24 protein-coding genes are annotated in these 26,366 nt (G+C 67.0%); 13 read left to right on the top strand and 11 right to left on the bottom strand.

What is annotated here, in order from left to right:
- Positions 1-50 precede the first annotated feature (50 nt).
- Positions 51-749 (bottom strand): pirin family protein, encoded by a 699-nt coding sequence (locus M2335_RS13095; protein ID WP_181561336.1) that lies wholly within the window; start codon positions 747-749, stop codon positions 51-53.
- 125 nt (positions 750-874) lie between these two features.
- Here M2335_RS13095 and M2335_RS13090 point away from each other — a divergent pair, with 125 nt between their 5' ends.
- From M2335_RS13090 to M2335_RS13080, 3 genes are all read left to right on the top strand, one after another.
- A complete protein-coding gene (locus M2335_RS13090) occupies positions 875-1,804 on the top strand; it encodes a LysR family transcriptional regulator (RefSeq protein WP_264594960.1) in 930 nt (309 codons plus the stop codon).
- Between the two features lie 121 nt (positions 1,805-1,925).
- The gene (locus M2335_RS13085; RefSeq protein ID WP_264574638.1) at positions 1,926-2,813 is read left to right on the top strand and encodes a hypothetical protein; all 888 of its coding nucleotides are present in this window, start codon (positions 1,926-1,928) and stop codon (positions 2,811-2,813) included.
- 98 nt (positions 2,814-2,911) lie between these two features.
- The gene (locus M2335_RS13080) at positions 2,912-3,532 is read left to right on the top strand and encodes a nuclear transport factor 2 family protein (protein ID WP_181558933.1); all 621 of its coding nucleotides are present in this window, start codon (positions 2,912-2,914) and stop codon (positions 3,530-3,532) included.
- Between the two features lie 36 nt (positions 3,533-3,568).
- Here M2335_RS13080 and M2335_RS13075 read toward each other — a convergent pair whose 3' ends face one another.
- The 3 genes from M2335_RS13075 to M2335_RS13065 form a co-directional block, all read right to left on the bottom strand.
- Positions 3,569-4,039 carry a nuclear transport factor 2 family protein gene (locus M2335_RS13075; protein WP_264594959.1) on the bottom strand — a complete coding sequence of 157 codons (471 nt, stop codon included), beginning with the start codon at positions 4,037-4,039 and terminating at the stop codon, positions 3,569-3,571.
- Between the two features lie 30 nt (positions 4,040-4,069).
- Positions 4,070-5,404, bottom strand: coding sequence for an MFS transporter (locus tag M2335_RS13070; protein ID WP_264576368.1), 1,335 nt, complete (start codon positions 5,402-5,404; stop codon positions 4,070-4,072).
- Positions 5,405-5,554: 150 nt separating this feature from the next.
- Complete coding sequence (locus M2335_RS13065; RefSeq protein ID WP_181558936.1) at positions 5,555-6,475, bottom strand: helix-turn-helix domain-containing protein; 921 nt, start codon at positions 6,473-6,475, stop codon at positions 5,555-5,557.
- 215 nt (positions 6,476-6,690) lie between these two features.
- Here M2335_RS13065 and M2335_RS13060 point away from each other — a divergent pair, with 215 nt between their 5' ends.
- Genes M2335_RS13060 through M2335_RS13045 form a run of 4 tightly spaced genes read left to right on the top strand, consistent with a single transcriptional unit; the run spans position 6,691 to position 10,667 of the window.
- Positions 6,691-8,184: an aldehyde dehydrogenase family protein gene (locus M2335_RS13060; RefSeq protein ID WP_264594958.1), complete on the top strand. Its 1,494-nt coding sequence runs from the start codon at positions 6,691-6,693 to the stop codon at positions 8,182-8,184.
- A complete protein-coding gene (locus M2335_RS13055) occupies positions 8,177-8,608 on the top strand; it encodes a DUF3237 domain-containing protein (protein WP_264594957.1) in 432 nt (143 codons plus the stop codon). The genes M2335_RS13060 and M2335_RS13055 overlap by 8 nt, the downstream gene beginning before the upstream one ends.
- Positions 8,609-8,610: 2 nt before the next feature.
- Complete coding sequence (locus M2335_RS13050) at positions 8,611-9,063, top strand: DUF3237 domain-containing protein (RefSeq protein WP_264594956.1); 453 nt, start codon at positions 8,611-8,613, stop codon at positions 9,061-9,063.
- Positions 9,064-9,065: 2 nt separating this feature from the next.
- Positions 9,066-10,667 carry a GMC family oxidoreductase gene (locus tag M2335_RS13045; RefSeq protein ID WP_264594955.1) on the top strand — a complete coding sequence of 534 codons (1,602 nt, stop codon included), beginning with the start codon at positions 9,066-9,068 and terminating at the stop codon, positions 10,665-10,667.
- Positions 10,668-10,682: 15 nt separating this feature from the next.
- On the opposite strand, the gene M2335_RS13040 is transcribed toward M2335_RS13045, so the two are convergent.
- A complete protein-coding gene (locus M2335_RS13040) occupies positions 10,683-12,356 on the bottom strand; it encodes an FAD-dependent oxidoreductase (RefSeq protein ID WP_264594954.1) in 1,674 nt (557 codons plus the stop codon).
- Positions 12,357-12,449: 93 nt separating this feature from the next.
- The gene (locus M2335_RS13035) at positions 12,450-14,537 is read right to left on the bottom strand and encodes a TonB-dependent receptor plug domain-containing protein (protein WP_264594953.1); all 2,088 of its coding nucleotides are present in this window, start codon (positions 14,535-14,537) and stop codon (positions 12,450-12,452) included.
- An 85-nt stretch (positions 14,538-14,622) separates the two neighbouring features.
- Between M2335_RS13035 and M2335_RS13030 the strand changes: the two genes are divergently transcribed.
- Both M2335_RS13030 and M2335_RS13025 read left to right on the top strand, forming a co-directional pair.
- Positions 14,623-15,132, top strand: a complete 510-nt coding sequence (locus tag M2335_RS13030) for a homogentisate 1,2-dioxygenase (RefSeq protein ID WP_264594952.1) — start codon at positions 14,623-14,625, stop codon at positions 15,130-15,132.
- A gap of 95 nt (positions 15,133-15,227) precedes the next feature.
- Positions 15,228-15,920: a VIT family protein gene (locus M2335_RS13025; RefSeq protein ID WP_181558943.1), complete on the top strand. Its 693-nt coding sequence runs from the start codon at positions 15,228-15,230 to the stop codon at positions 15,918-15,920.
- Between the two features lie 18 nt (positions 15,921-15,938).
- On the opposite strand, the gene M2335_RS13020 is transcribed toward M2335_RS13025, so the two are convergent.
- Positions 15,939-16,694, bottom strand: coding sequence for a FadR/GntR family transcriptional regulator (locus M2335_RS13020; protein ID WP_264584499.1), 756 nt, complete (start codon positions 16,692-16,694; stop codon positions 15,939-15,941).
- A gap of 171 nt (positions 16,695-16,865) precedes the next feature.
- Between M2335_RS13020 and M2335_RS13015 the strand changes: the two genes are divergently transcribed.
- Genes M2335_RS13015 through M2335_RS13005 form a run of 3 tightly spaced genes read left to right on the top strand, consistent with a single transcriptional unit; the run spans position 16,866 to position 20,774 of the window.
- Positions 16,866-18,203, top strand: a complete 1,338-nt coding sequence (locus M2335_RS13015) for a Rieske 2Fe-2S domain-containing protein (RefSeq protein ID WP_264594951.1) — start codon at positions 16,866-16,868, stop codon at positions 18,201-18,203.
- A gap of 9 nt (positions 18,204-18,212) precedes the next feature.
- Entirely contained in the window at positions 18,213-19,421 is a 1,209-nt protein-coding gene (locus M2335_RS13010; RefSeq protein WP_264594950.1) for a pyridoxal-phosphate-dependent aminotransferase family protein, read from the top strand.
- Positions 19,422-19,460: 39 nt separating this feature from the next.
- The gene (locus M2335_RS13005) at positions 19,461-20,774 is read left to right on the top strand and encodes an MFS transporter (RefSeq protein ID WP_264594949.1); all 1,314 of its coding nucleotides are present in this window, start codon (positions 19,461-19,463) and stop codon (positions 20,772-20,774) included.
- Positions 20,775-20,879: 105 nt separating this feature from the next.
- Here the strand turns inward: M2335_RS13005 and M2335_RS13000 are convergent, their stop codons facing one another.
- A complete protein-coding gene (locus tag M2335_RS13000) occupies positions 20,880-21,077 on the bottom strand; it encodes a hypothetical protein (RefSeq protein ID WP_264594948.1) in 198 nt (65 codons plus the stop codon).
- A 178-nt stretch (positions 21,078-21,255) separates the two neighbouring features.
- Positions 21,256-22,713 (bottom strand): aldehyde dehydrogenase family protein, encoded by a 1,458-nt coding sequence (locus tag M2335_RS12995; RefSeq protein WP_264594947.1) that lies wholly within the window; start codon positions 22,711-22,713, stop codon positions 21,256-21,258.
- 89 nt (positions 22,714-22,802) lie between these two features.
- Here M2335_RS12995 and M2335_RS12990 point away from each other — a divergent pair, with 89 nt between their 5' ends.
- Positions 22,803-23,882 (top strand): aldo/keto reductase, encoded by a 1,080-nt coding sequence (locus tag M2335_RS12990; RefSeq protein ID WP_264594946.1) that lies wholly within the window; start codon positions 22,803-22,805, stop codon positions 23,880-23,882.
- Between the two features lie 17 nt (positions 23,883-23,899).
- Here the strand turns inward: M2335_RS12990 and M2335_RS12985 are convergent, their stop codons facing one another.
- Both M2335_RS12985 and M2335_RS12980 read right to left on the bottom strand, forming a co-directional pair.
- Positions 23,900-25,030 (bottom strand): acyl-CoA dehydrogenase family protein, encoded by a 1,131-nt coding sequence (locus M2335_RS12985; protein ID WP_264594945.1) that lies wholly within the window; start codon positions 25,028-25,030, stop codon positions 23,900-23,902.
- The gene (locus M2335_RS12980) at positions 25,027-26,202 is read right to left on the bottom strand and encodes an acyl-CoA dehydrogenase family protein (RefSeq protein ID WP_264594944.1); all 1,176 of its coding nucleotides are present in this window, start codon (positions 26,200-26,202) and stop codon (positions 25,027-25,029) included. The genes M2335_RS12985 and M2335_RS12980 overlap by 4 nt, the downstream gene beginning before the upstream one ends.
- Positions 26,203-26,366 lie beyond the last annotated feature (164 nt).

Here is a 26,366-nt window from a genome sequence, read left to right as displayed (position 1 = left end):
CGAGCGAACGCCGCGCTGCCGGTGGGTTCGGCAGCGCGGCTTTCCTGCGGTCAGATCACGTCGACGAGGACGATTTCGCTGTCCTCGATGGCCGTGATGCGCAGCACCTCCACATCGCTGATCGCGGCGCCGTCACGGGCATTCACTCGCACGTCCTCGATCTGCACCGCGCCGGTGGCGGGCACCAGATAGGCCTTGCGGTCCTTGCCGAGCGGATAGTCCGCCGTCTCGCCGGCACGCAGGGTCGCGCCCAGCACCCGGCCATCGGTGCGGATCGGCAGGGCGTCCTCATCCTCGGCATGGCCCGAGGCCAGGGTGACGAACTTGCCCGAGCGCTCGCCCTTGGGGAAAGGCTTGGCGCCCCATTGCGGCGGCTCGCCCTCGCGGGTGGGGATGATCCAGATCTGGAAGATCCGCGTGGTCACATCCTCAAGATTATATTCCGAGTGGCGGATGCCGGTGCCGGCGCTCATCACCTGCACGTCACCCGCTTCCGTCCGGCCGACATTGCCCAAGCTGTCCTGATGGGTGATCGCGCCCTCGCGGACATAGGTGATGATCTCCATGTCGCGGTGCGGATGGGGCGGGAAACCCGTCTGCGGCGCGATGGCATCGTCGTTCCACACCCGCAGGCTGCCGAAGTGGACCCGCGCAGGATCATGGTAGCCGGCAAAGGAGAAGTGGTGATGGGCATCCAGCCAGCCATGGTTGGCGGCGCCGAGGCTATCGAAGGGGCGAAGGTCGATCATCATGTGTCTCCTTGTCAGAGGGAAGGTCGCGGACGTTCTGTCCGGCGTTGGAGACCGATTTAGGGCTTGTGAGCTTTGCTGTTCAGTGGGATAAAATAGACCATTATGTTCGAGAAAGTTGAATAGTGAGCGCGCCCGGCACGCCAACGCTCGACCAGTTGCGCATCTTCCTCGCGGTGGTGGACAGCGGCAGTTTCGCGGCGGCGGGGCGGCGGCTCAATCGCGCCGTGTCCGTCATCAGCTATGGCATCGCCAATCTGGAGGCGCAGCTCGGCCTGACGCTGTTCGAGCGGGAGGGTACGCGCAAGCCGGAGCTGACCGTCGCCGGCCGGGCGCTGCTCGCCGATGCCCGTGCCGTCGCCCATGGCGTGGATGGGCTGCGCGCCCGCGTCAAAGGCCTGCTCGATGGGCTGGAGGCGGAAGTGGATCTGGCCGTCGACGTCATGCTGCCGGCCGAGCGGCTGGGCGCGGTGCTGCGGGCCTTCGCGCGCGAATATCCCACCGTCCAGCTCCGCCTGCATGTCGAAGCGCTTGGCGCGGTCCTCGCCATGGTGCGGGAGGGGCGGGCGATGGTCGGCATTTCCGGCCCGCTCGCGATTGGCGCCGATGGGGTGGAGTGTGTCGCGGCGGGCTCGGTCCCGCTGGTGCCGGTCGCCGCGCCCGATCATCCGCTCGGGCAAATGGCGCAGATCGCGCCCGGCGCCGGGCGTGATTACACCCAGCTCGTGCTCACCGACCGCTCCCGCGCCACCGATGGGCAGGATTATTCGGTGATGAGCCCCAAGACCTGGCGGCTGGCCGATCTCGGCGCCAAGCACGCCCTGCTGTGCGAGGGTGTCGGCTGGGGCAATATGCCGCTGCCGATGGTGGAGAGCGATCTCGTCGCCGGCACGCTGGTGCGCCTCGCCATGCCCGATCATCCGGGCGGAACCTACCGCTTCGCCGGCATCTGGCGCCGGGATACGCCGCCCGGCCCGGCGGCTGAATGGCTGATCGCGCAGTTCGTCGAACAGGGCCGGGCCGATGCGGCACTCGCCGGGATGATCGATCTCTGAACCCGGCCGGATCGGGATGCGCGCACCGGCAAGTTCCTGCGCAAACAATCGGCTAGGGGCTGCGAGCGTCACCGGACGAGCGGGATAAACCCGGCGGCGTTACAGGAGAGGATGTCTGCGCATGGACAGAGCCGCTTTGCTGGCATTGCTGGATGAGACCGTCGCGTCTCTGGGCGCCAATGATCCACAGCGCTTAGCCCTCGCGCCCCGGTTGCGCTATACCGAGAACAGCGTCGAATTCCCCTTTGGCGACGGCGCCTGGAAGACCGTGACCGGCATCGGCGAGTATCGCTGGGATGTGGTGGACGTGCGCACCAGTAATGCCGCGCGCTTCGGCGTGCTGGAGGAAAGCGGCGACAAGGCGCTGTTCGTGCTGCGGATCGCGGCGCTGGAAACCGGCGCGCTCGCCGAGATCGAGCTGCTGGTGGCGCGCGCGACGGACAGCGGCGTCCCCTTCCTCAACACCGATCCCGCGCCGCGTCCGGAACTGACCGAGCCGGTCCCGCCCGCCTCCCGCACCGAACGGGCACGGATGCTCTCGCTGGCCGATGGCTATTTCTCCACGCTCGAGCAGAATGACGGCACGCTGCACACCCGCTTCACTGCGGATTGCGAGCGGCGCGAAAATGGCGTGCAGACCACGCACAATCCCCAGCCCGATCTGGCGCCGGTCGCCAAGATGGGCTGCGAGGAGCAGTTCCTGCTCGGCTATTACCGGTTCGACAACTGGATCCGCGCGCGGCGCTATCCGCTGGTGGACGAGGAGCAGGGCGTGGTACTCTGCGGCGGCTTCATCGATCATGACGGGCAGACGCGCGACTACCAGCTCACCAATGGCGAGACGCGCACCGGCTTTTTCCTGCGGCCCCACAGCTTCGCCTATCTGGAAGCCTTCAAGATCCGCGACGATGCCATTTCAGCGGTCGAGGCGGTGTTCCACTTCGTGCCCTACCGGATGCGCTCGCCCTGGGCCCAGGATGAGCGCGATCCGCGGCTGGCGAAGGCCTAAGCTGATGCCACCTGATCCAAATACACTCGTCACCCCGGATCAAGCCCGGGGTGACGACGGCGAATATCTGAGTCCAGCAACCTCCAAGGAGCACCCCCATGTCCGATGATGTCTCAGCCCTGCGCGAGGAACTGGCGCGTTTGCGATCCGATCTGACGGCGCTCGCCGCCCGTGCCGACAAGGCCGATCATTATGTCGAGATCTGCAATCTTCAATGCGCTTACGGCTATTATGTCGACAAGGGCCGCTGGGACGATGCGGCCAAGCTGTTCGCCGAGGATGGCACGCTCGAGCTGGCCGGGCGCGGCGTCTATGTCGGGCGGGAGCGGGTGCGGGAATATCTCCACCACCTGCCGCCTTATGGTCCTGGCGTGCTGTACAATCACATGCAGCTCCAGCCGGTCGTCCACATCGATTGTGCCGCCGGCACCGCCAAGGCGCGCTGGCGCACGTTCATGATGGTCGGCGGCGTCGGGCGCGAGGCGCGCTGGGGCGAGGCGACCTATGAGAACAGCTACAAGATCGAGAACGGCAAGTGGCGGATCGCGCAGCTGCACGGCTATATGAACATCTATACCGAATATGATGAAGGCTGGCATCGCGGCGGCGTGCAACTCCTGCGCTCGATCGACGGGCTGCAGCCCGATCTGCCGCCGACAATGCAGTATGAATCCTACCCCGAGCCGGTGATCGCGCCTTATCACTATAAGGAGGTGTAGGGCGGCCCAGGTCGCCCGCGCGCTGCCGCTCGCCGCTCAGTCGGTGGGCGGCGTGCGCTTGCTATTGGGGTCGAATTTGAGCATCTCCACGCTCTTGAGCGCCGGGTCCCAATGCTCTGCAATCATGCCATTCTCGATGCGGAACAGGTCGAACCAGCTCGTCACATAAGGCTGCCCCTCGGCATCCTTCTCGGGCCGCTCGAACACGCACATTACCATGTCCCGCTCGGCGATCATGTTGACCAGCGGCAGCATGATCCGCTCCTCGATCTCGCGGAACGGGCGCGAGCCCTTGATGAAGTCGACCAGCGGCTGGCGGCCGGAAGCGACATTGGGGTTATGCTGGATATAGCCCTCGGCGATGAACTCGGCGGCCCGGTCGGCATGGCCCGCCTGCAGCACGGTGCGATACATGTCCCAGACGAGGCGCTTGTTGGCTGCGAGCTTGGGATCGTCGCTCTCCAGCAAGGCAAGCTGGTCGTCGCGATCGGTAATGGCCTGACTCATGCGGATCTCCGTTGCAAAATGAGGGCGCGGTCAATGCGCCGTGGCGGTCGCCTGCGCCGCGCGGTGGTTGGTCCGCGCCGCGAGATACAGCATCAGCCCGCCGAGCAGGAAGAAGATGGCGAACAGGCCGATAGCATAGCGCAGGCCCAGGGCCGAGGCCGCCGCGCAGGCTGAGCCCTGAACCTGTCCGGCAGCCCCGGCGCACTGGGTGGCGAACTGACTGCCCCCATAGATGAAGCTCGACGCCATGTCGCTGACCACGCCGACGGATGGCGGTCCCAGCCCCTGACCGAACAGATGGACCATCAACAGGAACACGGCCGATCCGGTCGCCCGGCTGAAGCTGTCCAGCGAGCCGTGCAGCGTCGCGATCGCCGGCCCCATCGCGGTGTAGAAGGAGAAAGAGCCGACCAGCATCAGCGGAATGGCGACGAACAGCATGTTGCTGCTCAGCCCCGCCAGGAAGATCGGCACGCCGATCACAGTGCCGAGCGCCGGGAAGCCAAGCAGCCAGCGGGCATCGCGCCGGGCCATATGCTCGCTGCCATAGCCGCCGAGCAGCGTGCCGAAAAAGGCGGCAATGCCTGAGACGACGCCGAAGACGAGGCCCGCCTGCGCCGCATCCAGCCCGAAATTGCGGGAGAAGAAGGCCGGGAGGAACGTGTTTACCCCAAATGCGCCAAGGCTGATGAAGGCGAGCCCGGCGAGCACATAGCGGATGCTCTTGTTGCCCAGCAGAAGCCGCACCACCTGCCAGGTGCCGAGCTTGCCCGATCCGGCAGCGGCAGGCGGCACGCTGCGTTCTGGCTCATGCAGGCAGAAGAAGCAGAGCAGGGCGATCAGTCCGCCCATCACGCCGAAGAACATGAATGTGTCGCGCCAGCCGAAATGCTCGGCAATGGCGCCGCCCGCGAACGATCCGACCAGAGCCGCCACCGGCACGCCGAGCATGTAGAGCGACAGGGCCGAGGCGCGCTTTTCCGGCGGCACCATGTCGGAGATCATCGAGTGCGGCGGCGCCTCGGTCGCCGCGTTGCCCGCCGCCATGCCGCAACGGCACAGGAAAAGCTGGAAGAAGCTGACCGTCGCGCCCGCCAGTGCCGTGAACACTGAGGCGAGCATCAGGAAGCTCGCGGTCACCCGGGCGCGGTTGTAGCGTTCCGCCAAGCGCGCGATGGGAACGCTCGCAAAGGCGTTCACCACCGCGAAGGCCGTGCCGCCGAGCAGGCCGATCTGCAGATCGCTGAGCAGGAACTCGGCTTTGATCTTCTCGGCGATCAGCGCGATCATCACGCGGTCGAGGAAGCCGAAGGCGTTGATCGAGGCGAGCAGGATCAGGGCGACGGTGAGCTGTCTTCTGGTCACGTATATCTGTTCCCGGGTGGCAGGCCTGCGGTCGGCAGGCATCGAGCGGCAGGTCTATCGGGATAGACCCTCAGCGCGACATGCCGATTGGATGGGAGCGCATGGACCTGACTGGTCGTGCTCGCGATCGCGATCCCCCTTCCGGGCCGTTCAGTGCAGCGAGAAGAGATTGCGATAATCGCGCGGCGTAAGGCCGAAGCGCTGTTTGAACGCCCGGCTGAAATGCTGGGAATCGCTGAAGCCCCAAAGGTGGGCGATCTCGGTGATCGAGCGGCGGGCGAGGGCCGGGTCGACCATCTCCTCGCGGCAGCGCTCCAGCCGCCGGTCCCAGATGGCGCGGGCAATGGTATAGGCTTCACCCTCGAACAGCTTGTGGATCGAGCGGCTGGACATGCTGAAATCCCGCGCGATGCGCGCGATGCTGAGGTCCGCATCGGCCAGATGCCGGTCGACATATTCCAGGATCGCCCGTCGCCGGCTCTCGCGCGGATCGGGCATGGTCAGCACGTCATCGGCATGGATGGTCATGTTGACCAGATGGGCGATCTGGTCGCCGAGCAATTCGCGGTCCTGCATCCGCAGCGTGTTGCCGGTCATCACCGAGGCGCTCACGCTGGCATGAAGGATCTGGGCCGGCCCGCGCAGGAAGCTGCGCGGCTTGCGCCAGCGGTCCAGGCTCCAGCGGGGCGCAGCGAGCAGGCTGCACGGCACCGTCACCGCCAACTGGCGGCACTGGTCCGGCGCGTCGATGGTGTAGGGCACGTCCTTGCGCAGCGCGCACCACTGGCCGGCCTGCACATCATTGTAGAGTCCGCCCTGGCTGATCCGGGCGGCGCCTTCCTCCTGGAACAGCAGCTTCATGGTCGGTGGCGATCGCCGGTCGGCCATGTCGGGCAGAACAAGCCGGTGACTGCCCAGCGAAACGATGCAGAAGCGGAGCGCGCCGAAATCGCCGCCGCGCAGCGATGCCTCGCGGTCGTCCGCAAATTCGATGTGGGGCGCCTGCGTGACGGCGCACCATTGCCGGCTGCGCTCGACGCGGCTCGATGCCTTTGTGGTGAAGATGTGCATCCCCGTGGCTCCTCTCGCATCCTGGCCGGGGTCTTGCGCCCTCGGTCCGGCTTTTGCGCACGCTAGACCCCATATCGGGGCCTGTCCAGCAGACCGCCACACTGTTGATTTTGTCTCCAGTGCGGCGCTGGTCAGAAAGATGCGTCGCGAGACAAGTTTGCCCGCAGGCGCGCTGATAGCAGGGGCCTCAGCCGCATCATGGACATGTATTTGAGATGACGTTGAAAGTGCCATTGCCCCTTGCCGCCGAGGCGCGTCATTTCATTGGCGGCGCGTGGACGCCCCCTGCGGCCGGCGACCGGCTGCCGGTGGAAAACCCCGCGACCGGCGCGGTCTTTACCGAGGTGGGTGCGGGCACTGCGGCGGATATCGACCAGGCCGTGCAGGCGGCCGAATCGGCGATGGTCGCGGCCCGGCGCACGCGCTGGACGCCAGCCCAGCGGCAGGATGCCCTGCTGGCCTTGGCGCAGGCGGTGGAGCGCCATGCCGAGGATTTCGCGCTGCTCGAAACACTCGATACCGGCAAGCCGATCAGCAACAGCCGGCGGGTCGACGTGCCCGGCACGGCCGCGACCTTGCGCTATTTCGCCGGCTGGGCGACCAAGCTCACCGGGGAGAGCATGGAGCTTTCCCAGCCCGGCGAGACGACGGCGTACACGCTGCGCGAACCGGTTGGCGTGGTCGGCCACATCATTCCCTGGAATTATCCGCTGATGGGCGCGGCGTTCAAGCTCGGCCCCGCCATTGCGGCGGGCTGCGCGGTGGTGCTCAAGCCGGCGGAGCAATCCTCGCTCTCCGCGCTCAAGCTGGCTGAACTGGCTGTGGCTTGCGGCGTTCCGCCGGGCTTCTTCAATGTCGTGACCGGCCTTGGTCCGGTCGTGGGCGCGGCGCTGGTCGATCATCCCGGCGTCGCTAAGATCAGCTTCACCGGATCGACGGCGACCGGCACGCAGATCGCGGCCGACTGCGCGCGGCAGATGAAGCGGGTGACGGTGGAGCTAGGCGGCAAATCGCCGGTCATCGTCTTTGCCGACGCCGATCTCGATGCCGCCGCGCGCGCTATTGCCATGAACATCTTCTTCAACAGCGGGCAGACCTGCTCGGCCGGCTCGCGCCTGTTCGTGCATCGGTCCGTCGCCGATGCGCTGGTGGAGAAGATCGCCCGCATCGGCGCGGCGATGACGATCGGCGATCCGCTCGATCCGGCGACCCAGCTCGGCCCTGTCATCACGCAGGCGCAGCGGGCGCGGATCATGGGCTTTGTCGAGGGCGCCCTCACGCAGGGCGCCAGCCGTGCGGGCGGCGACATCGCCTTGCCGGCGCAAGGCTATTATGTCGCGCCGACGGTGCTCGGCTCCGTTCAGGCGGGCATGGCAGCGGTGGATGAGGAGATTTTCGGTCCCGTCCTGTGCGCGATCCCCTTCGAGACCGACGATCTCGACGAGATTGCCGCGCTGGCCAATGCGAGCCGCTATGGCCTCTCCGCCTATGTCTGGACGGGCAGCCTCTCGCGGGCGCATGGCATGGTCAGTCGCCTCCGGGCCGGGACCGTGCGGGTGAACAGCAGCGCTGGCGACATCGCGATGCCCGCGGGCGGCGTCAGGCAATCCGGCTTCGGCCGCGAAAATGGGAGAGCCGGGGTGGAAGCCTATACCGAACTCAAATCCGTGACGATCGCGCACGATCATCAGGCCCGCGATCATGGCTGAGGCAAGCAGCGCGCCCGTGCCCGGCTTCGCGCCGGCCTTCCGCATGACACCGATGCGCGCCTTCCCGGTCACGGTCGGCGAGATCGCGACCGGTGGCCAGCGCAGCTATGTGTCCATCGGCGGCGGCACCTTCGTAGGCGAGGGGCTTGAGGGCCGGCTGGTCGGCGGCAGCGAGATGCATCTGCTGCGCGCTGATGGCGTCACGGTGGTCGAAGCCTCTTATTATGTCGCCTTCAGCGATGGCAGTTTCGCCCGCTGCTTCGGCAATGGCTATCGCACCCGCGCGCCGGATTTCGAGGGACTGCGGCTCGCTTTGCTGTTCGAGGCCGCCGAGGATGGCGGCGTCGCCCATCTGGCGCGGCTGGCGTTCGTCGCCGAGCAGGCCGAGGGAAGCCCTATCCTCAATATCGAGAGGATCGTCTGACCATGCGGCTGGAATTCGCTCTGGAAATGCGCATCGGCCTTGGTCCGCGCATGCATATCGAAGTTGCGCAGGGTTACACGCGCGGTGCGGTGCTGATCGGCGAGGGCAGCTTCTCCGGCCCCGGCCTCTCGGGTCGGATCGTCAAGGGCAGCGGCGGCGACTTTCCGCTCGTGCGCCCCGATGGTGGCGGGCGGTTCGAATCGCAATATCTGCTGGAGACGGACGACGGCGCCCATATCTTCAAGCGCAGCACCGGCGTGCGCAGCGCCCCGCCGGAGGTTGTGAAGGCCCTGCTGGCGGGCGAGCAGGTCGATCCGCAAAGCTATTATATGCGCATGACGCCCCGCTTCGAGGCGCCCGCCGGCCCCTATGACTGGCTGAACCGCACGATCTTCGTCGGCGTCGGCCAGCGCAATCCGGAAGGCTCCATATTCCGGTTCTGGAAAGTCGTCTGAGCGTGGACCGGTTCGATTACATCGTCGTCGGCGCCGGTTCGGCGGGCTGCGTGCTCGCCGCCCGCCTGTCCGAAGATCCGCGCAATCGCGTGCTGCTGCTGGAAGCCGGCGGCAGCGACCGGCGGCTGGATGTGCGCCTGCCGCTGGCGGTCTCCAAGCTGTGGCCCAATCCGGCGCTCACCTGGGGCTTCATGTCGGAGCCGGAGGCGGAGCTGGACGGCCGCCGCCTGCCGGTCGCGCGCGGGCGGATGCTCGGCGGCACCTCCTCGCTCAACGGCATGATGGCGATCCGGGGGCACAAGGCCGATTATGATGGCTGGCGCGATACCGGCCTCACCGACTGGGGCTGGGACGATGTGCTGCCCTGGTTCCGCAAGCTGGAGCGGCACTGGCGCGGCGATACGCCCGAACATGGCGGCAGCGGGCCGCTGAGTGTCGAGCCGCATCCGGCGCCCAGCCCGCTGATGGCCAATGTGCTGGAGGCGGCCCGGTCGCTCGGCTACCCGATCACGGAGGATTTCAACGGCCCGCGAACCGATGGCTTCGGCATGCCGGATTTCACGACGCGCAACGGTCGCCGCGCCAACACGTCGGAGGCCTATCTGCGTCCGGCGCTGCGCCGGCCCAATCTGGAGGTGCGCACCGGTGCCGTGGCGACGCGTGTGCTGCTGCGTGATGGCCGGGCAATCGGCATCGAGGTTTCACGCGACGGGCGACTGGAAGAGATCCTCGCCGAGCGCGAAGTGCTGCTGGCCGGCGGCGCGATCAACGCGCCGCAATTGCTGCTGCTCTCGGGCATCGGCCCGGGCGCCCATCTGCAGGAGATGGGCCTGGATGTCGCCGTGGAAAGCGGCGAGGTCGGCGCCAATCTGCAGGATCATCCCGGCGCCGGCATGGAGTTCGATCTCGATCCTGCGCTCGCGTTCGACCGGGAATTGCGCTTCGACCGGCTGACCGGATCGTTCCTGCGCTGGGTGGCTGGGCGCAAGAGCATCATGGGCGCGCCGCCGCTCGCCGCCTCCGCCAATGTCGCGACCGGCGCCGACCCGGATGTGATCGACATGCATTTCCTGCTGATCCCGCTCTCCATGTTCTCGCGGGTCTGGTTTCCCGGCGTGGCCCGGCCGTTCGGGCCGCGCATGGGGGCGATGTGGTCGCTCAATTATCCCAAGAGCCGGGGCTGGCTGAAGCTCGGTTCGCCCGATCCGCTGGCCCATCCGCGCATTGCCTTCAACCTGATGAGCGACCCGGAGGATCAGCGCGCCATGCTCGGCGGCTATCGCGGCCTCGAGGCGCTCATCCGTCAGCCGGCGCTCGCCAAGGTGGTGGGGCAGATGCGGCGGCCGGAGCGGCCCTTGCTGTTGGATGAGGAGGTCATGGCCTATATCCGCGAGACAGCGGCGACGGCCTATCACCCGAGCGGCACCTGCCGCATGGGCAGCGATGCGCAGGCCGTCGTCGACGGGCGCCTGCGGGTGAATGGCGTGGACGGGCTGCGAGTGGTCGACGCCTCCATCTTCCCGCGCCTGCCCGGCGGCAACACCAACCTCCCGGTCATCATGGTCGCCGAGCGCGCTGCGGACTTTATCAGACGCGGAGAGTAGCCGCATCCTGCCGGATCACTCCGCCGGTTCCATCTCCAGCGGCTGCTCGTCGCCAATGTAAAGCAACGCGCCCTGATCGAGCAGGCGCTGCTGCACGGCGCGCACGTCCACCTGACGCGGGGTAACGCCCGCGCGCACCGCCAGGCTGGCCGCCGCACCCGCCGCCTCGCCCATGGACATGCAGGTCGCCTGATCGCGCACTGCGCCGAGCGCCGCGAAGGTTGCGGAGACGCAGCGCCCCGCCACCAGCAGGCCCTCAACGCCCTCGGGCAGCAGGATGCGATAGGGAATGTCGTACGGCGCCTTGAACGGTGAGGCCACGCCGTCGCCCCACAGGCCGGTCACCGAGTGCAGGTCCGGCCCACGCGGTCCGCCCTTGGCGATCACGTCGGGGAAGCGGCGTCCTGCCAGCACATCATCCTCGGTGAGGATATAGTCGCCGACGATCCGCCGGCCCTCGCGCGCGCCGCCGGTGGGGGATTCCATGACGATATAGGCCTCCTCGAAGCCGGGGATGCGCTCGCGCAGGAAGTTGAGATACACCCGGTTGAGCTTGCGCCGATAGATCAGCGACTTGCTCACCTCTTCCTCATTGGTGTGGTCGTACCAGACCTCGTACACGCCGGACATCATCTGCCCGTCGCGCATCTTGCCGTGGCGGAAGATGCCGATGCTGCCAAAGCGCGGCGGCGGATAGACCGGCTCGGTCGCGCCATAGAGCAATGGCACCTTGCCGGCCTTGATATACTCCACCCATTCGCGGTCCAGCCCGGCGGGGAGGGGGACATATTTGCCATCCACCTTGGGTGCCGTCGCCTTGCCGGGGATCGGGCCGCCGGCTGCCGGAGAGAGGCGCAGCTTGGGGATGCCGCCGGCCGCGCGGATGCGGTCCACCTCGTCCCAGTCGGTCGGTTGGGCCATGGGCTCAGCGTAGAGCGTCTCGCCCTTGAGCGACTTGTAGGTGTTCACCGGCCGCCCGCCGCCCATCAGCGCGGAGCGCTCGCGGTCCAGCTCGGCGCGCTCTTCTTCGCTCAGCAGCGGCTGGTTGCGCAGATAGTCGATCAGCCGGTCGACATCGATCCCGCCGATCTGCATGTCCATCGATCCGCCATGATGGCGCCCGTCTTCCTCGCGGCCATGGTGGAAGGGCGCGCCGGCCCAGGCGGCGACGTCGGCATCGGCGGAGGCGTCGATCACCACATCGGCCAGCACCACCTGACCGCCGGACTTGTTGCCGATGGCGACGCCCGTCACCCGCCCGTCCTCCACCAGCGTGTCGAACACGACGGTGTTGAAGAGAACCTCAACGCCGGCTTCCTCCATCATTTCATCGAGCAGGCTGGTCATCATCACGGAGTCGGTCGGGTGCCGCGCAATCGGGCTACCCTCCGGCGCGCCGCCCATGGCCTGGATACGGTGCAGGATCTCCAGCGAGATGCCCTTCACCACCGGCGTGCCGATGCCCTTCTCGATGATATAGCCGTTGATGCCGATGCCGCCGATGCCACCCCCGGTCATCATCCCGCCCAGATAGCCGACCCGCTCGATGAGCATCACCCGCGCCCCATTGCGCGCCGCACTGAGCGCCGCGACACAGCCGGCAGGCCCGCCACCGACGACAACGACATCCATCGCCTTCGTCGGTGTCAGCGCGGCCACAAACCGCTCGTTCTTCCTCTGGACGGCCATGTCCTCTCCTCCGCTCTTATCGTTCGGAGAGAGCATATCCCGATAAAGATCATATAGAAAGATAGTATTATCAATTGTAGAGGGGCAGAGGCTTCAGTAGCGCGCGCTCAGGCTGAGGAACAGCGAGCGGCCCGGTTCGGGGAAACCATCGGTCAGCACATAATCCCGGTCGAAGAGATTACGACCGCCGACGCTGAGCGTGGCCTGCGGCGTCAGCGTATAATCGATGCTCAGCCCGGCGAGCGCATAGCCGCCCGTCTTGTAATAGATGGGCGCGAGGCCGTTGGCGGAGGCCGGCGTGACGGTCGTGCGGCGCGAGGCAAAATCGAGATTGGGCGTGATGCGCAGGGCAGGGACGGGCCGCCAGCCCAGATAGGCAAAGCCCTTGTGGCCCGGCACATCGGTGAGCTGGAACGGACGGATCAGGCTGCCCGCCGGCGCCGTGCCGACCGTGAAGTCCCGCTGGATGTAGGAATAATTGCCACCCAGCTCGATCTGGTCGCTCAGCTTCACATCTACCGCCACCTCGGCGCCATAATAACGCGCCGATCCATAATTCTCCCGGCGATTGAGATTGGCTGGTGTGCGGATCGAAACCAGCGCGTTGCTCACCCAGCTGTGAAAGAGTGCTGCGCTGACATGGAGCGGCCCCAACTGACGCGCCCCGCCGACCTCCAGCGTGGTCGCCCGTTCCGGGTTCAGGCCGGGATTGGGCTCGGCGGTGCCGAACTGGCTGCTGAACCGCTCGAACAATGTCGGAAAGCGGGCGCGAGACGAGAGCGAGAGATGCGCCGCGCTGCCATGCTCGCCGCGCCAGTCCAGCCGCCCTTGCGCGTTCAGCGCATCGACGTTGCGCAGCGGAAAGCTGTAGAGCCGGTTGGCGCCGGTCTGCCCCTGCGGCACGCCATATTCCTCCGCGCGGTCGAGATCGCGCCAGTCATAGGAGGCGCCCAGCGTCAGCGTCAGGGCGGGCAGCAGGGCAAGGCGGTTCTCCACCGCGATGCTCCAGTTGCGCTCGGCACTGATCTGCACCGGCTCGGCGATGCTGCCGGGCAGGCCCGGCCGGCTGGTCTGGGATTCGCTGTGCTCGTCATGCCGATAATGGAAGGCGAGGGTCAGGCGGTTGACGGGCAGCAGGTCCACGCCGAGTTCCGCCGATCCGCCATAGGCCGTGTCCGCATAAGGGCTGTCGAAGGACCGACCCAGCGTCTGGCTGGTCTGGCTGCGATTGTCCCAGGAGCGCAGCAGATTGTCGAAGCGGCTGTAATAAGCCCGCGTCTTGAGCGTCGCCTGATTGCTGAGCGCGGTGGTCGAAAGGGCGGACAGCGTGTCGATGGCCCAATAGGGCCAGCTCCAGTTGCGCAGCGAGACATTGCTGGTGTCGCTCACATGCAGCGGCGCGTTCTTGCTGCCTTCCTGCCGTGTGTAGCTCAGCACATATTCGTCGGTGGCGTTGGGGGTGACGCCCAGCTTGGCATTCACGCGCCAATCTGATGTGCGGGAGAAGTCGCGGGCGCCGCCGTCCTCGTTCGCGCTGACCGGGTGGAAACCACCGGCGAGCGTCCAGTGGTCGGTGAAATTGCGCGCATAGCTCGCCTGCGCGTACCACTGGTCCTGCCGCGTGCCGAGCAGGGCGAAGACGCTGTAGCCACCATAATCCGCATCGCGGTCGAGATTGAGCGTGGCGCGCGCCTCAGCCTCCACAGCCTTGGTGGGCTTGCGCGTGACGAGATTGATCGCACCGCCCATGGCGTCGGGACCATCCAGCACGGAAGCATAGGCCTTCGCGACCTGCACCTCGGCAATGTCCGGCGTGAGGAAGCGGCCGAAGTCCAGCCGGTTGTCGGCCGGGAGATAGACGCGGATGCCATCAATCGAGAGCGGCACCTGAAAGCGGTCGAACCCGCGCACGAAAACCAGCCGCTCGTTGCGCGAGCCGCCGCTATTGCCCGCCGAGACGCCCGGCAGGAGGTCGATCGCATCGTCGAGCTGCACGCGGTTGAAGCGGGCCATGGCCTGCTGGCCGAGCGTCTCCGTGCCGATCAACCGGTCGGGCCCGGCGGGCGCCGTCACGATGATCTGGCCGAGCCCGAAACTGCCGGCCTCGCCGTCCGACGCCTGCGCGCGGGCCATGCCGGACGTCACGAGAATTGCGGCGCCCAGCACCAGTGTCGCTCTCATCAATGGATCCCCTTTTCTTGTTCGTGATTCGATGTATATGCGCAAATACATCGAAAGAACCGACCGTCCAGAGGAGAAGCGGACAATGCGTGTGATGATGGCTCTCGCAATGGCGCTGGCACCGGTGCCGGTTGCCGCTCAGGCGACCGCTGCGGATGCGCCCGCCTGCGCGGACGATGCAACTCTGCCGCCTGAATTTGCGGCCTGGCGCAGCGCCGAGCGGGTTGCCAGCGCGACGGAAGCAGCCGTTCAGCTCAAGCCCGGCCAGGCCGTCGATATCACCTTGTCGCCTGCCTCATCCGTCGCGTTCGCCGCCGCGCCCGAGCGCGCGGCCAAGCCCGGCACCCACGCCGGGATGCTGGCGTTCGACGCCCCGCGCGAGGGCGTCTATCGCGTCGCCTTGGGCGCAGCGGCCTGGCTGGACATGGTGACCAACGGCGCCCGCGTGACCTCCCTCGCGCATGGCCATGGGCCTGCTTGCTCGGGCATCCGCAAGATCGTCGATTTCCGCCTCAAGGCCGGGCGCCACATCCTGCAGACTAGCGGCAGCGAGGCGCCCGTCATCAGAGTGATGATCGTCCCATCACCCGAATGACGTCGGGCCGTCCGTCCGGCCAAGAGCAGATTTCCCCAATCGCCGCGCAGGCCCGGTTCTGATAAAGTCGCGCCGAACGGTGAGGGGGATCATCCATGAGGCCGCATCGGGAATATCATCTTGTTTCGCGCATCGGCTGGCTGCGCGCGGCGGTGCTGGGCGCCAATGACGGCATCGTGTCCACCGCCAGCCTCATCCTCGGCGTGGCGGCCTCGGGTGCGGATCGGTCGGCGCTGATCGTCGCGGGTGCTGCCGGTCTGGTGGCCGGGGCGATGTCCATGGCGGCCGGCGAATATGTCTCGGTCAGCTCCCAGTCCGACACCGAGCGCTCCGACCTCGCGCGCGAAACGCAGGAGCTCGCCACCGCGCCCGAGGCCGAGCTGCAGGAACTCACCGACATCTATGTCGCGCGCGGCGTCGATCCGGCGACGGCGCGGCGCGCGGCCGAGCAGATGATGGCCCATGATGCGCTCGGCGCTCATGCGCGCGACGAGCTGCACATTACGGAGACGACAGCGGCCCGCCCGGTGGTGGCCGCCTTCACCTCCGCCGCCACCTTCACGGCCGGCGCGGCGCTGCCGCTGGTGCTGGCCGCCGTGCTGCCGATGGACCGCATGGTGGTGGGCGAGGCGGCAGGGTCGATCCTGTTCCTCGGCCTGCTCGGCGCCATTGGCGCGCGCGCTGGCGGGGCCAAACCCTGGCGGCCGGTGGCGCGGGTGGTCTTCTGGGGCGCGCTTGCCATGGCCCTGACAGCCGGGATCGGGCGGCTGGTCGGGACGAGTGTCTGACCGGACGGCGTCGGCCGCCTAGCTGGCGGGCGTCGCAATCCCCGCCTGGTCGCTCAGCTCCTTGAGCCGGTAGAGCATCGACTTGCGCCGATCGAGCAGATGGAGGCGCATCGCCGTGAAGGCGCCCTCACTGTCGCGCGCGGCGATCCGGTCGAAAATGCCCTGCAGCGACTTGTAGCCGATGCGACTGTTGCGCGGCGAGGCTTCCAGCGCCGTGAACAGGTTGAGCAGCGCATGCTCCAGCGCATGCATGAGCGTCACGAGCGTGCGCGCGCCCGAGGCCTCCACGATGAAGCGGTGGAAGGCGAGGATGCGATCGACCGACTCCCGCCGCGGCAGGTCCGGTTCCATGATCCGCTCCAGCAGCAGCCGCAGCGCCTCGATCTGGTCGTCGGTGATCTTCTCGGCAGCCAGTTCGGCGGCGCGACATTCGATGCCGATGCGGGCATCGAAAATCTCCTCGGCCGTCACCTGCACGAGCATGAACTGCACCGCCAGCGCCGTCGCGAACTGGTCGGGCTTGCCCTCGGCAATCGTCGCGCCGCCGCCCGCGCCGGTCTTGATCGTCACGACCCCCAGCGCTTCGAGCCGGCCCAGCGCCTCGCGGATCGGCACGCGGCTGGTCTGGAAGGTCTCGGTCAGCTGCGCCTCGGTACCCAGGAACTGGCCGGGTTTGAACTGGCCGGCGAACAGCGCGTCGATCACCTGCGAGACGATGCGCGAGGCGAGCGACTGGCTGCGCACGGAACTGAAAACGGTGTCGGATTCGGCCAAGGGAACACGCTTTCTCATGTTGGCATCGCCCGCGCGGAGCGGGCGATCGGTCATTCTATATGATGATTTCAATCCTGCCCCGCCCGGCATTGCTTGACAAGCCACGCCGCATCGGATGAAAAAGAATAACTATATTATAGTTTGATTCATTCAAGTGTGGGGGAGGGCGGAATGTCGCCGGAAGACAATGCCTTGCTGACCCAGACTGGCCCCGGCACCCCCATGGGCGCGTTGATGCGGGAATATTGGATCCCCGCGTTCATGCCGGACGAAGTCAAGGCTGGCGGCGCGCCGCTGCGGCTCCGCCTGCTCGGGGAGAACTTCCTCGCCTTCCGCTCGCCCGATGGCTCGCTGGGCGTGGTCGATCATCGCTGCGCCCATCGATGCGCATCGCTGTTCTACGGGCGCAATGAGGAGGGCGGCATCCGCTGCGTCTACCATGGCTGGAAGTTCGATCGGACCGGCCAGTGCATTGAGATGCCGAGCGAACCCCCGGAGACGGACTATAAGGACAAGGTGAAGATCCGCGCGCTCCCCGTGGCCGAGCGCTACGGCGTCGCCTGGGTCTATATGGGCACCCGCGCCGAGCCGCCCGCACTGCCGCATTTCGACTGGGACGAGGTAGAGGCGGGCCAGCCGCTCACCGTCACCTTCATGATGCGCGAGTGCAACTGGCTGCAGGCCTTGGAGGGAGACATCGACACCTGCCATGTCGGCTTCCTGCATCTGGGCGCGGCGACGCCGGATCAGTTCGAGGAAGGCTCGATCAATTATTACCGGCAGATGCGCGAGAATCTTGCGCCGAAATATGAGGCGCTGGAGACCGATTACGGCACCATGTATTGCGCCTATCGCCCGGCCGGGGACAATCTCTATCACCGCATCGGCCAGTTCGCGCTGCCCTTCTGGACCATGGCGCCCTCCGAACCGCTCGACCATATCCGCGCCCGCGCCTGGGTGCCGCTGGATGATCATCATGCCATGCTCGTCACCATCGGCGGCCCGCGCACCGGCGCGACGACGCTCACCAAGGCGGGCAAGCCGATCCCCGGCACCACCTCGCCCATCAATTTCCTGCCCAACACCACCGACTGGCTCGGCCGCTTCCGCATCGATGCCAATCCGCGCAACGATCATCTGATCTCGCGTGAGGCGCAGTCGACGCAGAGCTATAGCGGCATCGAGGCGATCCCGGTGCAGGATCAGGCCGTCACCGAGAGCATGGGGCCGGTGGTGGACCGCACCATGGAGCATCTGGGCACCAGCGATCGGATGATCGTGCTCACCCGCCGGCGGCTCAAATGGGCCGCGACGGCGTTGCGGGACGACGGGGTGGTGCCGCCGGGCGTCGATAATCCGGCCTGCTACCATAATGTCCGCGCCGGCTATGCGCTGCTCCCGCCCGAGCAGGACTGGCTCGATTTCTACAATGCGCGCCGCGCGGTGTGGAGCAGGGGGACCGCCGAGCCGGTGGACCGCAAGCGCCGCCTCGCGGCCGCGCCAGCCTGAGGACCGTTCATGTCTGCCACCTCTTCCCATCGCCCGGGCGCGCACTTCCTGCAACTGCCCGGTCCAACGACCACGCCGCAACGGGTGATGGAGGCGATTGCGCGCCCGACCATCAACCATCGCGGGCCTGACTTCCGTGATCTCACGGTCGAGGTGCTGGACGGGATAAAGGGCATCTTCAAGACCGAAGGCCCGGTCATCATCTACCCTTCGTCGGGCACCGGCGCGTGGGAGGCGGCGCTCGTCAACGCGCTCTCGCCGGGCGATGCGGTGCTGATGTACGAGACCGGCTGGTTCGCGACGCTCTGGTGCCGCCTCGCCCGCAAGATCGGCCTGGAGCCCGAGCTGATCCCCGGCGACTGGCGTAGCCCGGTCGATGCCGCAGCCATTGGCGAGCGGCTGCGCGCGGACAAGGCCCATCGCATCAAGGCGGTCTGCGTGGTCCACAACGAGACCTCCACCGGCGTGACCTCAGACATCGCCGCCGTGCGCCGCGCTATCGATGAAGCGGGGCATCCCGCGCTGCTGATGGCCGATCTGGTCTCGTCGCTGGCGTCGGTGGATTATCAGCATGATGCCTGGGGCGTGGATGTGGCGGTCGGCGGCTCGCAAAAGGGGCTGATGCTGCCGCCGGGCCTCTCCTTCAATGCCCTGTCGCAAAAGGCCATTGCGGCGTCGAAATCGGCCGGGATGAGGCGCTCTTATTGGGACTGGGGCGAGATGCTGGAGGCCAATGCCCGGGGCTTTTTCCCCTACACCCCAGCCATCAATCTGCTGCAGGGGCTGCGCGAGGCCATTGCCATGATGCAGGAGGAAGGGCTGGACGCCGTCTTCGCGCGGCATCAGCGGGCGGCGCAGGCGACGCGCGCGGCGGTCGCCCAATGGGGCTTCGAGACGCAATGCCGCGATGCCGCCGCCCATTCGCCGGTGCTCACCGCCGTGCGGATGCCCGAGGGCATCTCCGCCGATGCGGTGCGCGAGGCGGCGCTGGAGCGCTGCAACATGAGCCTCGGCAATGGCCTCGGCCAGCTCGATGACCGGGTGTTCCGGATCGGCCATCTCGGTGACTTCAGCGACGCGCTGGTGCTCGGCACCATCGCCGCGACGGAAGCTGCGCTGGCCTTCGCGGGCGTCCCCTATCGGACGGGCGGCACGGAGGCGGCCATCGCCGTGCTGACCGGTCAGGCGCAGCGCGGCGCGCCCGGCCTGGCCGCCTGATCGGGCGAGGGCGGCAAGAGACAGGACGGGAGCGAGGGCATGGCAGGTCGAGCGAGCCTCACAGACAAGATCGCCATCATCCGCGCGACCTGGCGCTATCCGGGCTGGGGCGTGGTCGCCAAGGCGTTCTTCATCTTCCTCATCGCCTTCGGCGCGCCGCTGACCATGCCGTTCGTCTATCCCGAGGTCATGAAGGAGTTCGGCTGGACGCTCACCCAGGCGACGCTCATCTACACCTATAAGAGCCTCACCGGCGCGATCATGGCGATCTTCATCATCGGTCCGCTGGTGGAGCGGATCGGCCTCAAGCTGGTGCTGGTCGGCGCCATGGCGGCCGAAGCCATCGGGCTGGCGGGCTTCCTGTTCGTCCACTCGCTGTGGAGCTATTATGTCGTCGGCTTCATGATCGGCATCGGCCAGGGCGCCGTGATCATTTCGCTGCGGCTGCTTGTTTCGCGCTGGTTCATGCGCAATGTCGGGCTGGCGACGGGCGTCGCGGTCATCGGCACCAGCTTTGGCGGGGTGCTGTTCCCGCTGATGACCAGCCAGCTCATTCCGCTTTATGGCTGGCGCGTCGCCTTTGCCTGTCTGAGCATCGGCATCTTCTGCATTTCCATCCCGCTCGCGCTGTCGGTGCGGTTCAACCCCAGCGAGGCGGATGTGCTGCCCGAGGCGGTACGGACGAGCGAGCAGGTCAGCAGCGCCCGGCTGCGCGCGGCCGATCTCGGCATCAGCTTCCGCACCATGCTGCGCCAGCACGCCTTCTGGCTGATCGCGCTGGCGACGTTCCTCTCGGCGCTGATCGATCAGGCGCTCTTCCAGCACAGCATCTATTATCTCACCAACGAGATCGGCCTCTCGCGCACCGTCGCTGCCTCGGCCTGGTCGCTCACCTTCCTCATCGGCATCGGCGCCAAGTTCGTCGCGGGCATGACGTTCGATCGCTTTTCGGTGAAGGGCGTCGCCGGATGGAACCTGCTGCTCGGCCTCGCCATCCTGCTGGCGCTGCCGGTGCAGGGGCTGTTCACCGCGCTCGTCTTCACCACCGTGCTGGGCGTCGCGCATGGCGGGCTGACCGTGGATGGCCCGGTCGTCGCCAAGCATGTCTATGGCCCCGGCCTCATGAACCGCCTGCTGCCGGTGCTCGCCGGCTTCAACACCATGGGATCGGCCTTCGGGCCGGTCGTGCTGGCGAACCTGTACGATCGCACCGGCACCTATCTGGTCGGCTTTGGCGTGTTCATCGCCCTGACGATCGTCGCCGCACTTCTGATGGCGCGCGTCACCCCGGCCTATCTGCTGCGGATCAAGGCACTGCAGGATAGCGGGTCAGAACGCGCAACCGGTAGCTAATGGCCGCCTGAACACATTCCAACCGCTGACTATGCGCTGTCACCCTATGTTGAGCGGCGCGTTTGCTCCCTATCCTGCGTCATTCCCGCGAAAGCGGGAATCCAGTCAAGCTCGCGAGTTCAATCCCAGGGTGACGGCAAGATCCTGCCAATCGGGGTTGGCCTGCTCGATCAAATCGAGCTTCCAGGTTCTGCGCCATTTCTTGATCTGCTTTTCGATGAGGTTGGAAGTGACGCCCAGATAGAGCGTACCGTTGCGATGCGACGCCAGCAGATACACTTGGGGATCGATTTCGCGCGTCATTTCAACGTTGCTACTGGATTCCCGCGTTCGCGGGAATGACGAGGTGAGGCAACAATCATGTCCGGACGATCACATGATGAGACAGGCCGACCCGGACAAGTGCCGGACCATCCCCCTGCGCCCGTCATTGATCCGCTTGGCTGAGCGGGAGCGGAGCACCTCCGTGCCGGCGGCTTCTTCACCCAAGCGGAATCGTAACAGCCTGCATTTCCATATAGGATTGCATCCCCGCGACGCCCTGTTCCCGCCCATAGCCTGAATGCTTGGCGCCACCGAACGGCACGTCGCGGCCATTGCCGCCGTGCCGGTTGACCCAGACCATCCCGGCCTCGAGCTGCCGGGCAATCGCGCCGCCGCCGTCTGTGTCCGCCGTCCACACCGATGCGCCGAGGCCGAATTCGGTGGCGTTGGCGCGGCGGATGACATCCTCGATCTCGTCGAAAGCCAGCACCGGCAGCACCGGGCCGAACTGCTCTTCGCGCACCAGCAGCGCCGCGTCATCCAGCCCTGCGACCACTGTCGGCATGACGAAATAGCCCGGGCCGGGCAGCCGCTCGCCGCCGGTGAGAATCTGTGCGCCCGGAGTCGCCCGCACGCCGTCGAGCAGCGCCAGCACCTTCTCGAACTGCATCCGGTTCTGGATCGGCCCCATCTGGCTCTGCGGATCGGTGCCCGGCCCCACGCGGATGGCGGCGGCGCGGCGGGCCAGCGCCTCGACCATCGCCGGGTAGAGCGCGCGATGCACGAACACCCGCTTGATCGCCATGCAGACCTGCCCGCAATTGGCAAAGGCGCTGCGGGCAATGCCCTCGGCGGTGGCTTCCACATCCGCATCGGGCAGGACAATGGCGGGGTCGTTGCCGCCCAATTCCAGCGTGATGCGCTTGAAGGTGCCTGCCGCGCTGGCCATCACATGGCGGCCAGTCGCCACCGATCCGGTGAAGCTGATCTTGTCCACATCCGGATGCGTTGTCAGCCAAACGCCCAGATCATTGCCGCCGCTCAGGATGTTCACCGTGCCCGGGGGCACGATGTCCGCAATGGCCTGCCCGATGGCGAGCGTGGAGAGCGGCGTGAGCGGGGAGGGCTTCAGCACGATGCAATTGCCGGTGTAGAGCGCCTGCGCGATCTTCACGGTGGCCAGCATCACCGGCACGTTCCACGGCGTGATGCCGCCCACCACGCCGAGCGGCCGGTAGCGGATTTCCACCCGCTCGCGCGCATCTTCGCGCAGCACGCCGCCGGCGACATCGAAGGCGCTCAACGCCTCGATATGATCGGCCGCGCGGCGCACCTCGCCAATGGCGTCGCGCAACGGCTTGCCCTGTTCTGCGGTGAGCAGCGCGCCCAGCGGATCGGCGACCTCGCGCAGGCGCGCGGCGATCCGGTGGATGACGGCGCGCCGCTCGGTCACATCGCGGGCGGACCAACCGGGGAAGGCCCGGCGCGCGGCGGCGACGGCCCGGTCGAGATCGTCCCGCTGCGCGTCCGGTGCCTGCGCAAAGGCAGTGCCCGTCGCGGGATCGATCACCGGCATGAACGCCTCTCCCGCCACGATCTCCCCGTCGATCAGCATGCCGGCGGCAAGCTGGGGCGAGGCAAGCATGGGCTTTTGCGCGGTCAGACGATCGTTCATGTTGCTTTTGGTCTCCGCTTGGCTCACATCCGGCGATACGCCATAAAGATAATATAGTAGTATAGTTTGAGCAATCGGGAAGGGGTGGAATGTTTGACGATTTCGTGACCTTGGGACGGTCCGGCCTGCGGGTGAGCCGTTACGCGCTCGGCACCTTCAACTTCGGCGGCGCGCAGCCCTGGAGTCTGGACGCCACCGCCGCCGGGCGCCTGATTGCGCAATATCGCGACCTCGGTGGCAACTTCCTCGATTGCGCGAACAGCTATGGCGGCGGCGAGGCCGAGGCGATCCTCGGCGATTATCTCGCCGGCGAGCCCGGCCTGCGCGACCGGCTGGTGATCGCGACCAAATTCGGCTCGAATGTCCGCGATGGCGATCCCAACGCCGGCGGGGGTGGGCGCAAGTCCATCCTGCAAAGCGTCGAAGCCTCGCTGCGCAAGCTCAGGACCGATCGGGTCGATCTGCTCTGGATGCACATTGTCGATCCGCTGACGCCGATGGATGAGACGATGCGTGCGCTTGATGATCTGGTGCGGGCGGGCAAGGTGCTGCATGTCGGCCTTTCCAACATTCCGGCGTGGAAAGTGGCCGAGGCGCACTGGCTGGCGCAGTGGCGCAATCTGGTGCCGGTGATTGGCCTGCAGCTGCAATATTCGCTCATGGAGCGGAATATCGAGGTCGAGCATGTGCCGCTCGCCCGGGCCTATGGCATGGGCATCGCGGCATGGTCGCCGCTCAAGAGCGGGGCGCTGAGCGGCCGCTATCGGCGCGGCGATGCCAGCAATCATGATGCCGAAGGGCGTGGCTCGTTCCTTGCCCGCATTCTGGACGAGAAGGCCGAGCGCGTGCTGGACGTCGTGCTGCAGGTCGCGGAGCGCCACGGCGCCAGCCCAGCACAGATCGCGCTGGCCTGGCTGCAGGCGCAGCCTTGGGTCGCGACGATCCTGCTGGGCGCCAACGATGCCGACCAGCTTGTCGAGAATGCCGCAGCGAGCCGCATCACCCTGTCGGCCGAGGATCTGGCGGCACTCGATGCCGCCGGACCTCCCGCGCTGAGCTATCCCGCCGACTTTGCGCGGCGTGCCACGGGCTCGATCAGTGGCGGCACCCGCATCAACGGCATCGCGCCACCCACTGGCGGCGGCTCGCCGAGCCAGAGCCGCCGCTAAGGGTTTAAGCTGAGCGCTTAAAGGGCCAGCGCCGCGTAGCGCTCGAGATGAGCGTTGCGGTCGCCATGCGAAAGCTCGAACAGCCCCAGCCGGGCGAACAGATGCGCGGCCGGATATTCCTGCACCAGCCCCATGCCGCCATGGAGTTGCACGCACTGCTCGCCGATGAAGCGGGCCGACTCGCCGACCTTCACTTTCGCCGCCGAGACCGCGCGGGCGCGTGGCGTCGGGTCGTCTGCCTCGCAGGCGGCGATGGCCGCGGCCGCAATCGGCGCGGCAAGCTCCTGCGCGATGGCCATGTCGACCAGCCGATGCTGGAGCACCTGAAAGGCATCCAGCGGGCGACCGAATTGCCGGCGGGTGTGGGTATGCTCGCGAGCGAGGGCGTTCGCCGCCCGCAAGGCGCCAACGGCATCCGCGCAGGCGAGGGCGGTGGCTTCATCGAGCGCGCGGGCCAGCGCTGCCTCGCCGCCGGTCAGCCGTGCTGCGGTGGGGACGATCACGTCGTCCAGCAAGAGGTCGGCGGCACCGGTCCAGTCGAAACAGCGGGTCGGGCGAACGGCCAGATCCGCCGCCGGGACGAGAAACAGCGCCACACCGCCGGCCGTGTTCGCCGAAACGATGAACAGGTCTGCGGTATCCCCGCCCGCCACGGCGACCTTGCGCCCCGAGAGGCGCCAGCCATGCGGATCGGGCGTGGCGTGGGCGGTGATCGGCCGGCCATAGCCGCCATCGGCTTCCTCATGCGCCAGCACGATGCGCACCGCGCCGGTGCAGATGGCGGCCAGCCAGGCCGCCTGCTGGTCCTCGCTGCCGGCCGCCGCCAGCAGCCGCGCGCCGATCATCACCGCCGCATAGGGCTCCAGCACCATCGCGCCGCCCATCGTCTCGACGACCATGGCGAGATCGCCCAGCGAACCGGGGAAGCCGCCATGCCCCTCTGGCAGGGTCAGGGCGAGCAGGCCAAGCTCGGCATAAGCCGCCCAGGCCGCCCGCGATTCCCGCGCGGCGCTCTCATGCGCGTCGCGGCGCTGCTCGAAGCTGTAGTGCCGCGCGAGCACGGTTTCGAGTGAGTTGCGCAGCAGGTCGCGAATGTTCGTCTCTTCGATGCCGCTTGCCGGCGCGGCGTCCATCACGGTCGTGTTCATCGGGCTGCCCCCAGGCCAAGCGTTTTGGCGATGATGTTGCGCTGGATTTCGTTCGAGCCACCATAGATGCTGACGACGCGCGTATCGAAATGGCTCTTGAACAGGCGTCCGAGCCATGGCTTGCCCGCATCGCCACCATCCATGGCGGCGTCGGGGGCGAACGGCGCGGCGCTGCGGCCTGCTACCTCGACCAGCAGGCGCGTCAGTCGCTGCTGAAGCTCCGATCCCTTGATCTTGAGCATATTGGCTTCGATCCCCGGCGCGACGCCGGCACGGGCGCGGTCCAGCATGGCGGTGGCCATGGCCTCCAGCGCATCCAGCTCGATCGCCGCCTCGGCGATGCGCGCGCGGACATGCGGCACGCCGGCCAGCCCCTGTTCCGCCGCGATCTGCCTCAATCGCGCCAGCTGGCGGCGGTTGAGGCCGATCCGCGCGATCGACAGCCGCTCATTGCCGAGCACCACGCGCGAATAGGTCCAGCCTTTATGCGGCTCGCCGACAAGATTTTCGGCGGGCACCTGCACAGTGTCGAAGAACACCTCGTTGGTGGTGTGGGCGCCGTTGAGCAGGATGATCGGGCGAATGTCGATGCCCGGCGTCTTGAGGTCGATGAGCAGCATGGAGATGCCCATTTGCGGCTTGGGCGCATCGGGATCGGTGCGGACCAGCGCGAACATCATGGTCGATTCATGCGCCATGGTCGTCCACATCTTCTGCCCGTTGACCACCCAATGGTCGCCGTCCCGCACGGCGCGAGTCTTGAGCGAGGCGAGGTCGGACCCGGCACCCGGTTCGGAGAAGCCCTGGCACCAGATGTCTTCGCCGGAGAGGATGCGCGGCAGATAATGGGCCTTCTGCTCCGGCGTGCCGTAATGCATCAGCGTCGGGCCGAGCATCTTGAGGCCGAAGGAGCCGAGGTCCGGCGCCCCTTCCTCGGCCAGCGTCTCCGAGAAAATATAGGTCTGGACCGGGCTCCAGCCGGTCCCGCCATGCTCCACTGGCCAGTGCGGTGCCGCCCAGCCGCGCGCATGCAGCGCCTTGTGCCAGGCGAGCCGCTCCGCTGCGGTGATGCCGACCGCGTTGGTCACTTTCTCGCGCACATCCGCCGGGCATTGCGCGCGCACGAATGCGCGGACCTCTTCGGCAAAAGCCTGCTCGCTTTGCGTGTACATGCCTGTCCTCTCCTTCTGCTTCCCATCATCGCGCCCTCGCAGATAATATCAAGTAGCTTTATATAAAGCGGCTGGAGAATGTTGTTGTCATTAGCATCGATTTGCGCAACAATTGAGTCGTCACCGGATCGGGGCAGAGGGCTGCGCGGTTTGCATTGAGGGCG

The sequence above is a fragment of the Sphingobium sp. B12D2B genome (assembly GCF_025961775.1).
Taxonomy (GTDB): Bacteria; Pseudomonadota; Alphaproteobacteria; order Sphingomonadales; family Sphingomonadaceae; genus Sphingobium.
The sequence above is the reverse complement of the archived record's forward strand: the minus strand, read 5'-3'. Positions and strand labels throughout refer to the sequence as shown.

Excerpts from the sequence above, each read along its gene's own strand:
- M2335_RS13095 (WP_181561336.1), bottom strand. The coding sequence starts at position 749 with ATGATCGACCTTCGCCCCTTCGATAGCCTCGGCGCCGCCAACCATGGC.
- M2335_RS13085 (WP_264574638.1), top strand. The coding sequence starts at position 1,926 with ATGGACAGAGCCGCTTTGCTGGCATTGCTGGATGAGACCGTCGCGTCT.
- M2335_RS13080 (WP_181558933.1), top strand. The coding sequence starts at position 2,912 with ATGTCCGATGATGTCTCAGCCCTGCGCGAGGAACTGGCGCGTTTGCGA.
- M2335_RS13075 (WP_264594959.1), bottom strand. The coding sequence starts at position 4,039 with ATGAGTCAGGCCATTACCGATCGCGACGACCAGCTTGCCTTGCTGGAG.
- M2335_RS13065 (WP_181558936.1), bottom strand. The coding sequence starts at position 6,475 with ATGCACATCTTCACCACAAAGGCATCGAGCCGCGTCGAGCGCAGCCGG.
- M2335_RS13060 (WP_264594958.1), top strand. The coding sequence starts at position 6,691 with ATGACGTTGAAAGTGCCATTGCCCCTTGCCGCCGAGGCGCGTCATTTC.
- M2335_RS13055 (WP_264594957.1), top strand. The coding sequence starts at position 8,177 with ATGGCTGAGGCAAGCAGCGCGCCCGTGCCCGGCTTCGCGCCGGCCTTC.
- M2335_RS13050 (WP_264594956.1), top strand. The coding sequence starts at position 8,611 with ATGCGGCTGGAATTCGCTCTGGAAATGCGCATCGGCCTTGGTCCGCGC.
- M2335_RS13040 (WP_264594954.1), bottom strand. The coding sequence starts at position 12,356 with ATGGCCGTCCAGAGGAAGAACGAGCGGTTTGTGGCCGCGCTGACACCG.
- M2335_RS13035 (WP_264594953.1), bottom strand. The coding sequence starts at position 14,537 with ATGAGAGCGACACTGGTGCTGGGCGCCGCAATTCTCGTGACGTCCGGC.
- M2335_RS13030 (WP_264594952.1), top strand. The coding sequence starts at position 14,623 with ATGCGTGTGATGATGGCTCTCGCAATGGCGCTGGCACCGGTGCCGGTT.
- M2335_RS13025 (WP_181558943.1), top strand. The coding sequence starts at position 15,228 with ATGAGGCCGCATCGGGAATATCATCTTGTTTCGCGCATCGGCTGGCTG.
- M2335_RS13015 (WP_264594951.1), top strand. The coding sequence starts at position 16,866 with ATGTCGCCGGAAGACAATGCCTTGCTGACCCAGACTGGCCCCGGCACC.
- M2335_RS13010 (WP_264594950.1), top strand. The coding sequence starts at position 18,213 with ATGTCTGCCACCTCTTCCCATCGCCCGGGCGCGCACTTCCTGCAACTG.
- M2335_RS13005 (WP_264594949.1), top strand. The coding sequence starts at position 19,461 with ATGGCAGGTCGAGCGAGCCTCACAGACAAGATCGCCATCATCCGCGCG.
- M2335_RS13000 (WP_264594948.1), bottom strand. The coding sequence starts at position 21,077 with ATGACGCGCGAAATCGATCCCCAAGTGTATCTGCTGGCGTCGCATCGC.
- M2335_RS12995 (WP_264594947.1), bottom strand. The coding sequence starts at position 22,713 with ATGAACGATCGTCTGACCGCGCAAAAGCCCATGCTTGCCTCGCCCCAG.
- M2335_RS12990 (WP_264594946.1), top strand. The coding sequence starts at position 22,803 with ATGTTTGACGATTTCGTGACCTTGGGACGGTCCGGCCTGCGGGTGAGC.
- M2335_RS12985 (WP_264594945.1), bottom strand. The coding sequence starts at position 25,030 with ATGAACACGACCGTGATGGACGCCGCGCCGGCAAGCGGCATCGAAGAG.
- M2335_RS12980 (WP_264594944.1), bottom strand. The coding sequence starts at position 26,202 with ATGTACACGCAAAGCGAGCAGGCTTTTGCCGAAGAGGTCCGCGCATTC.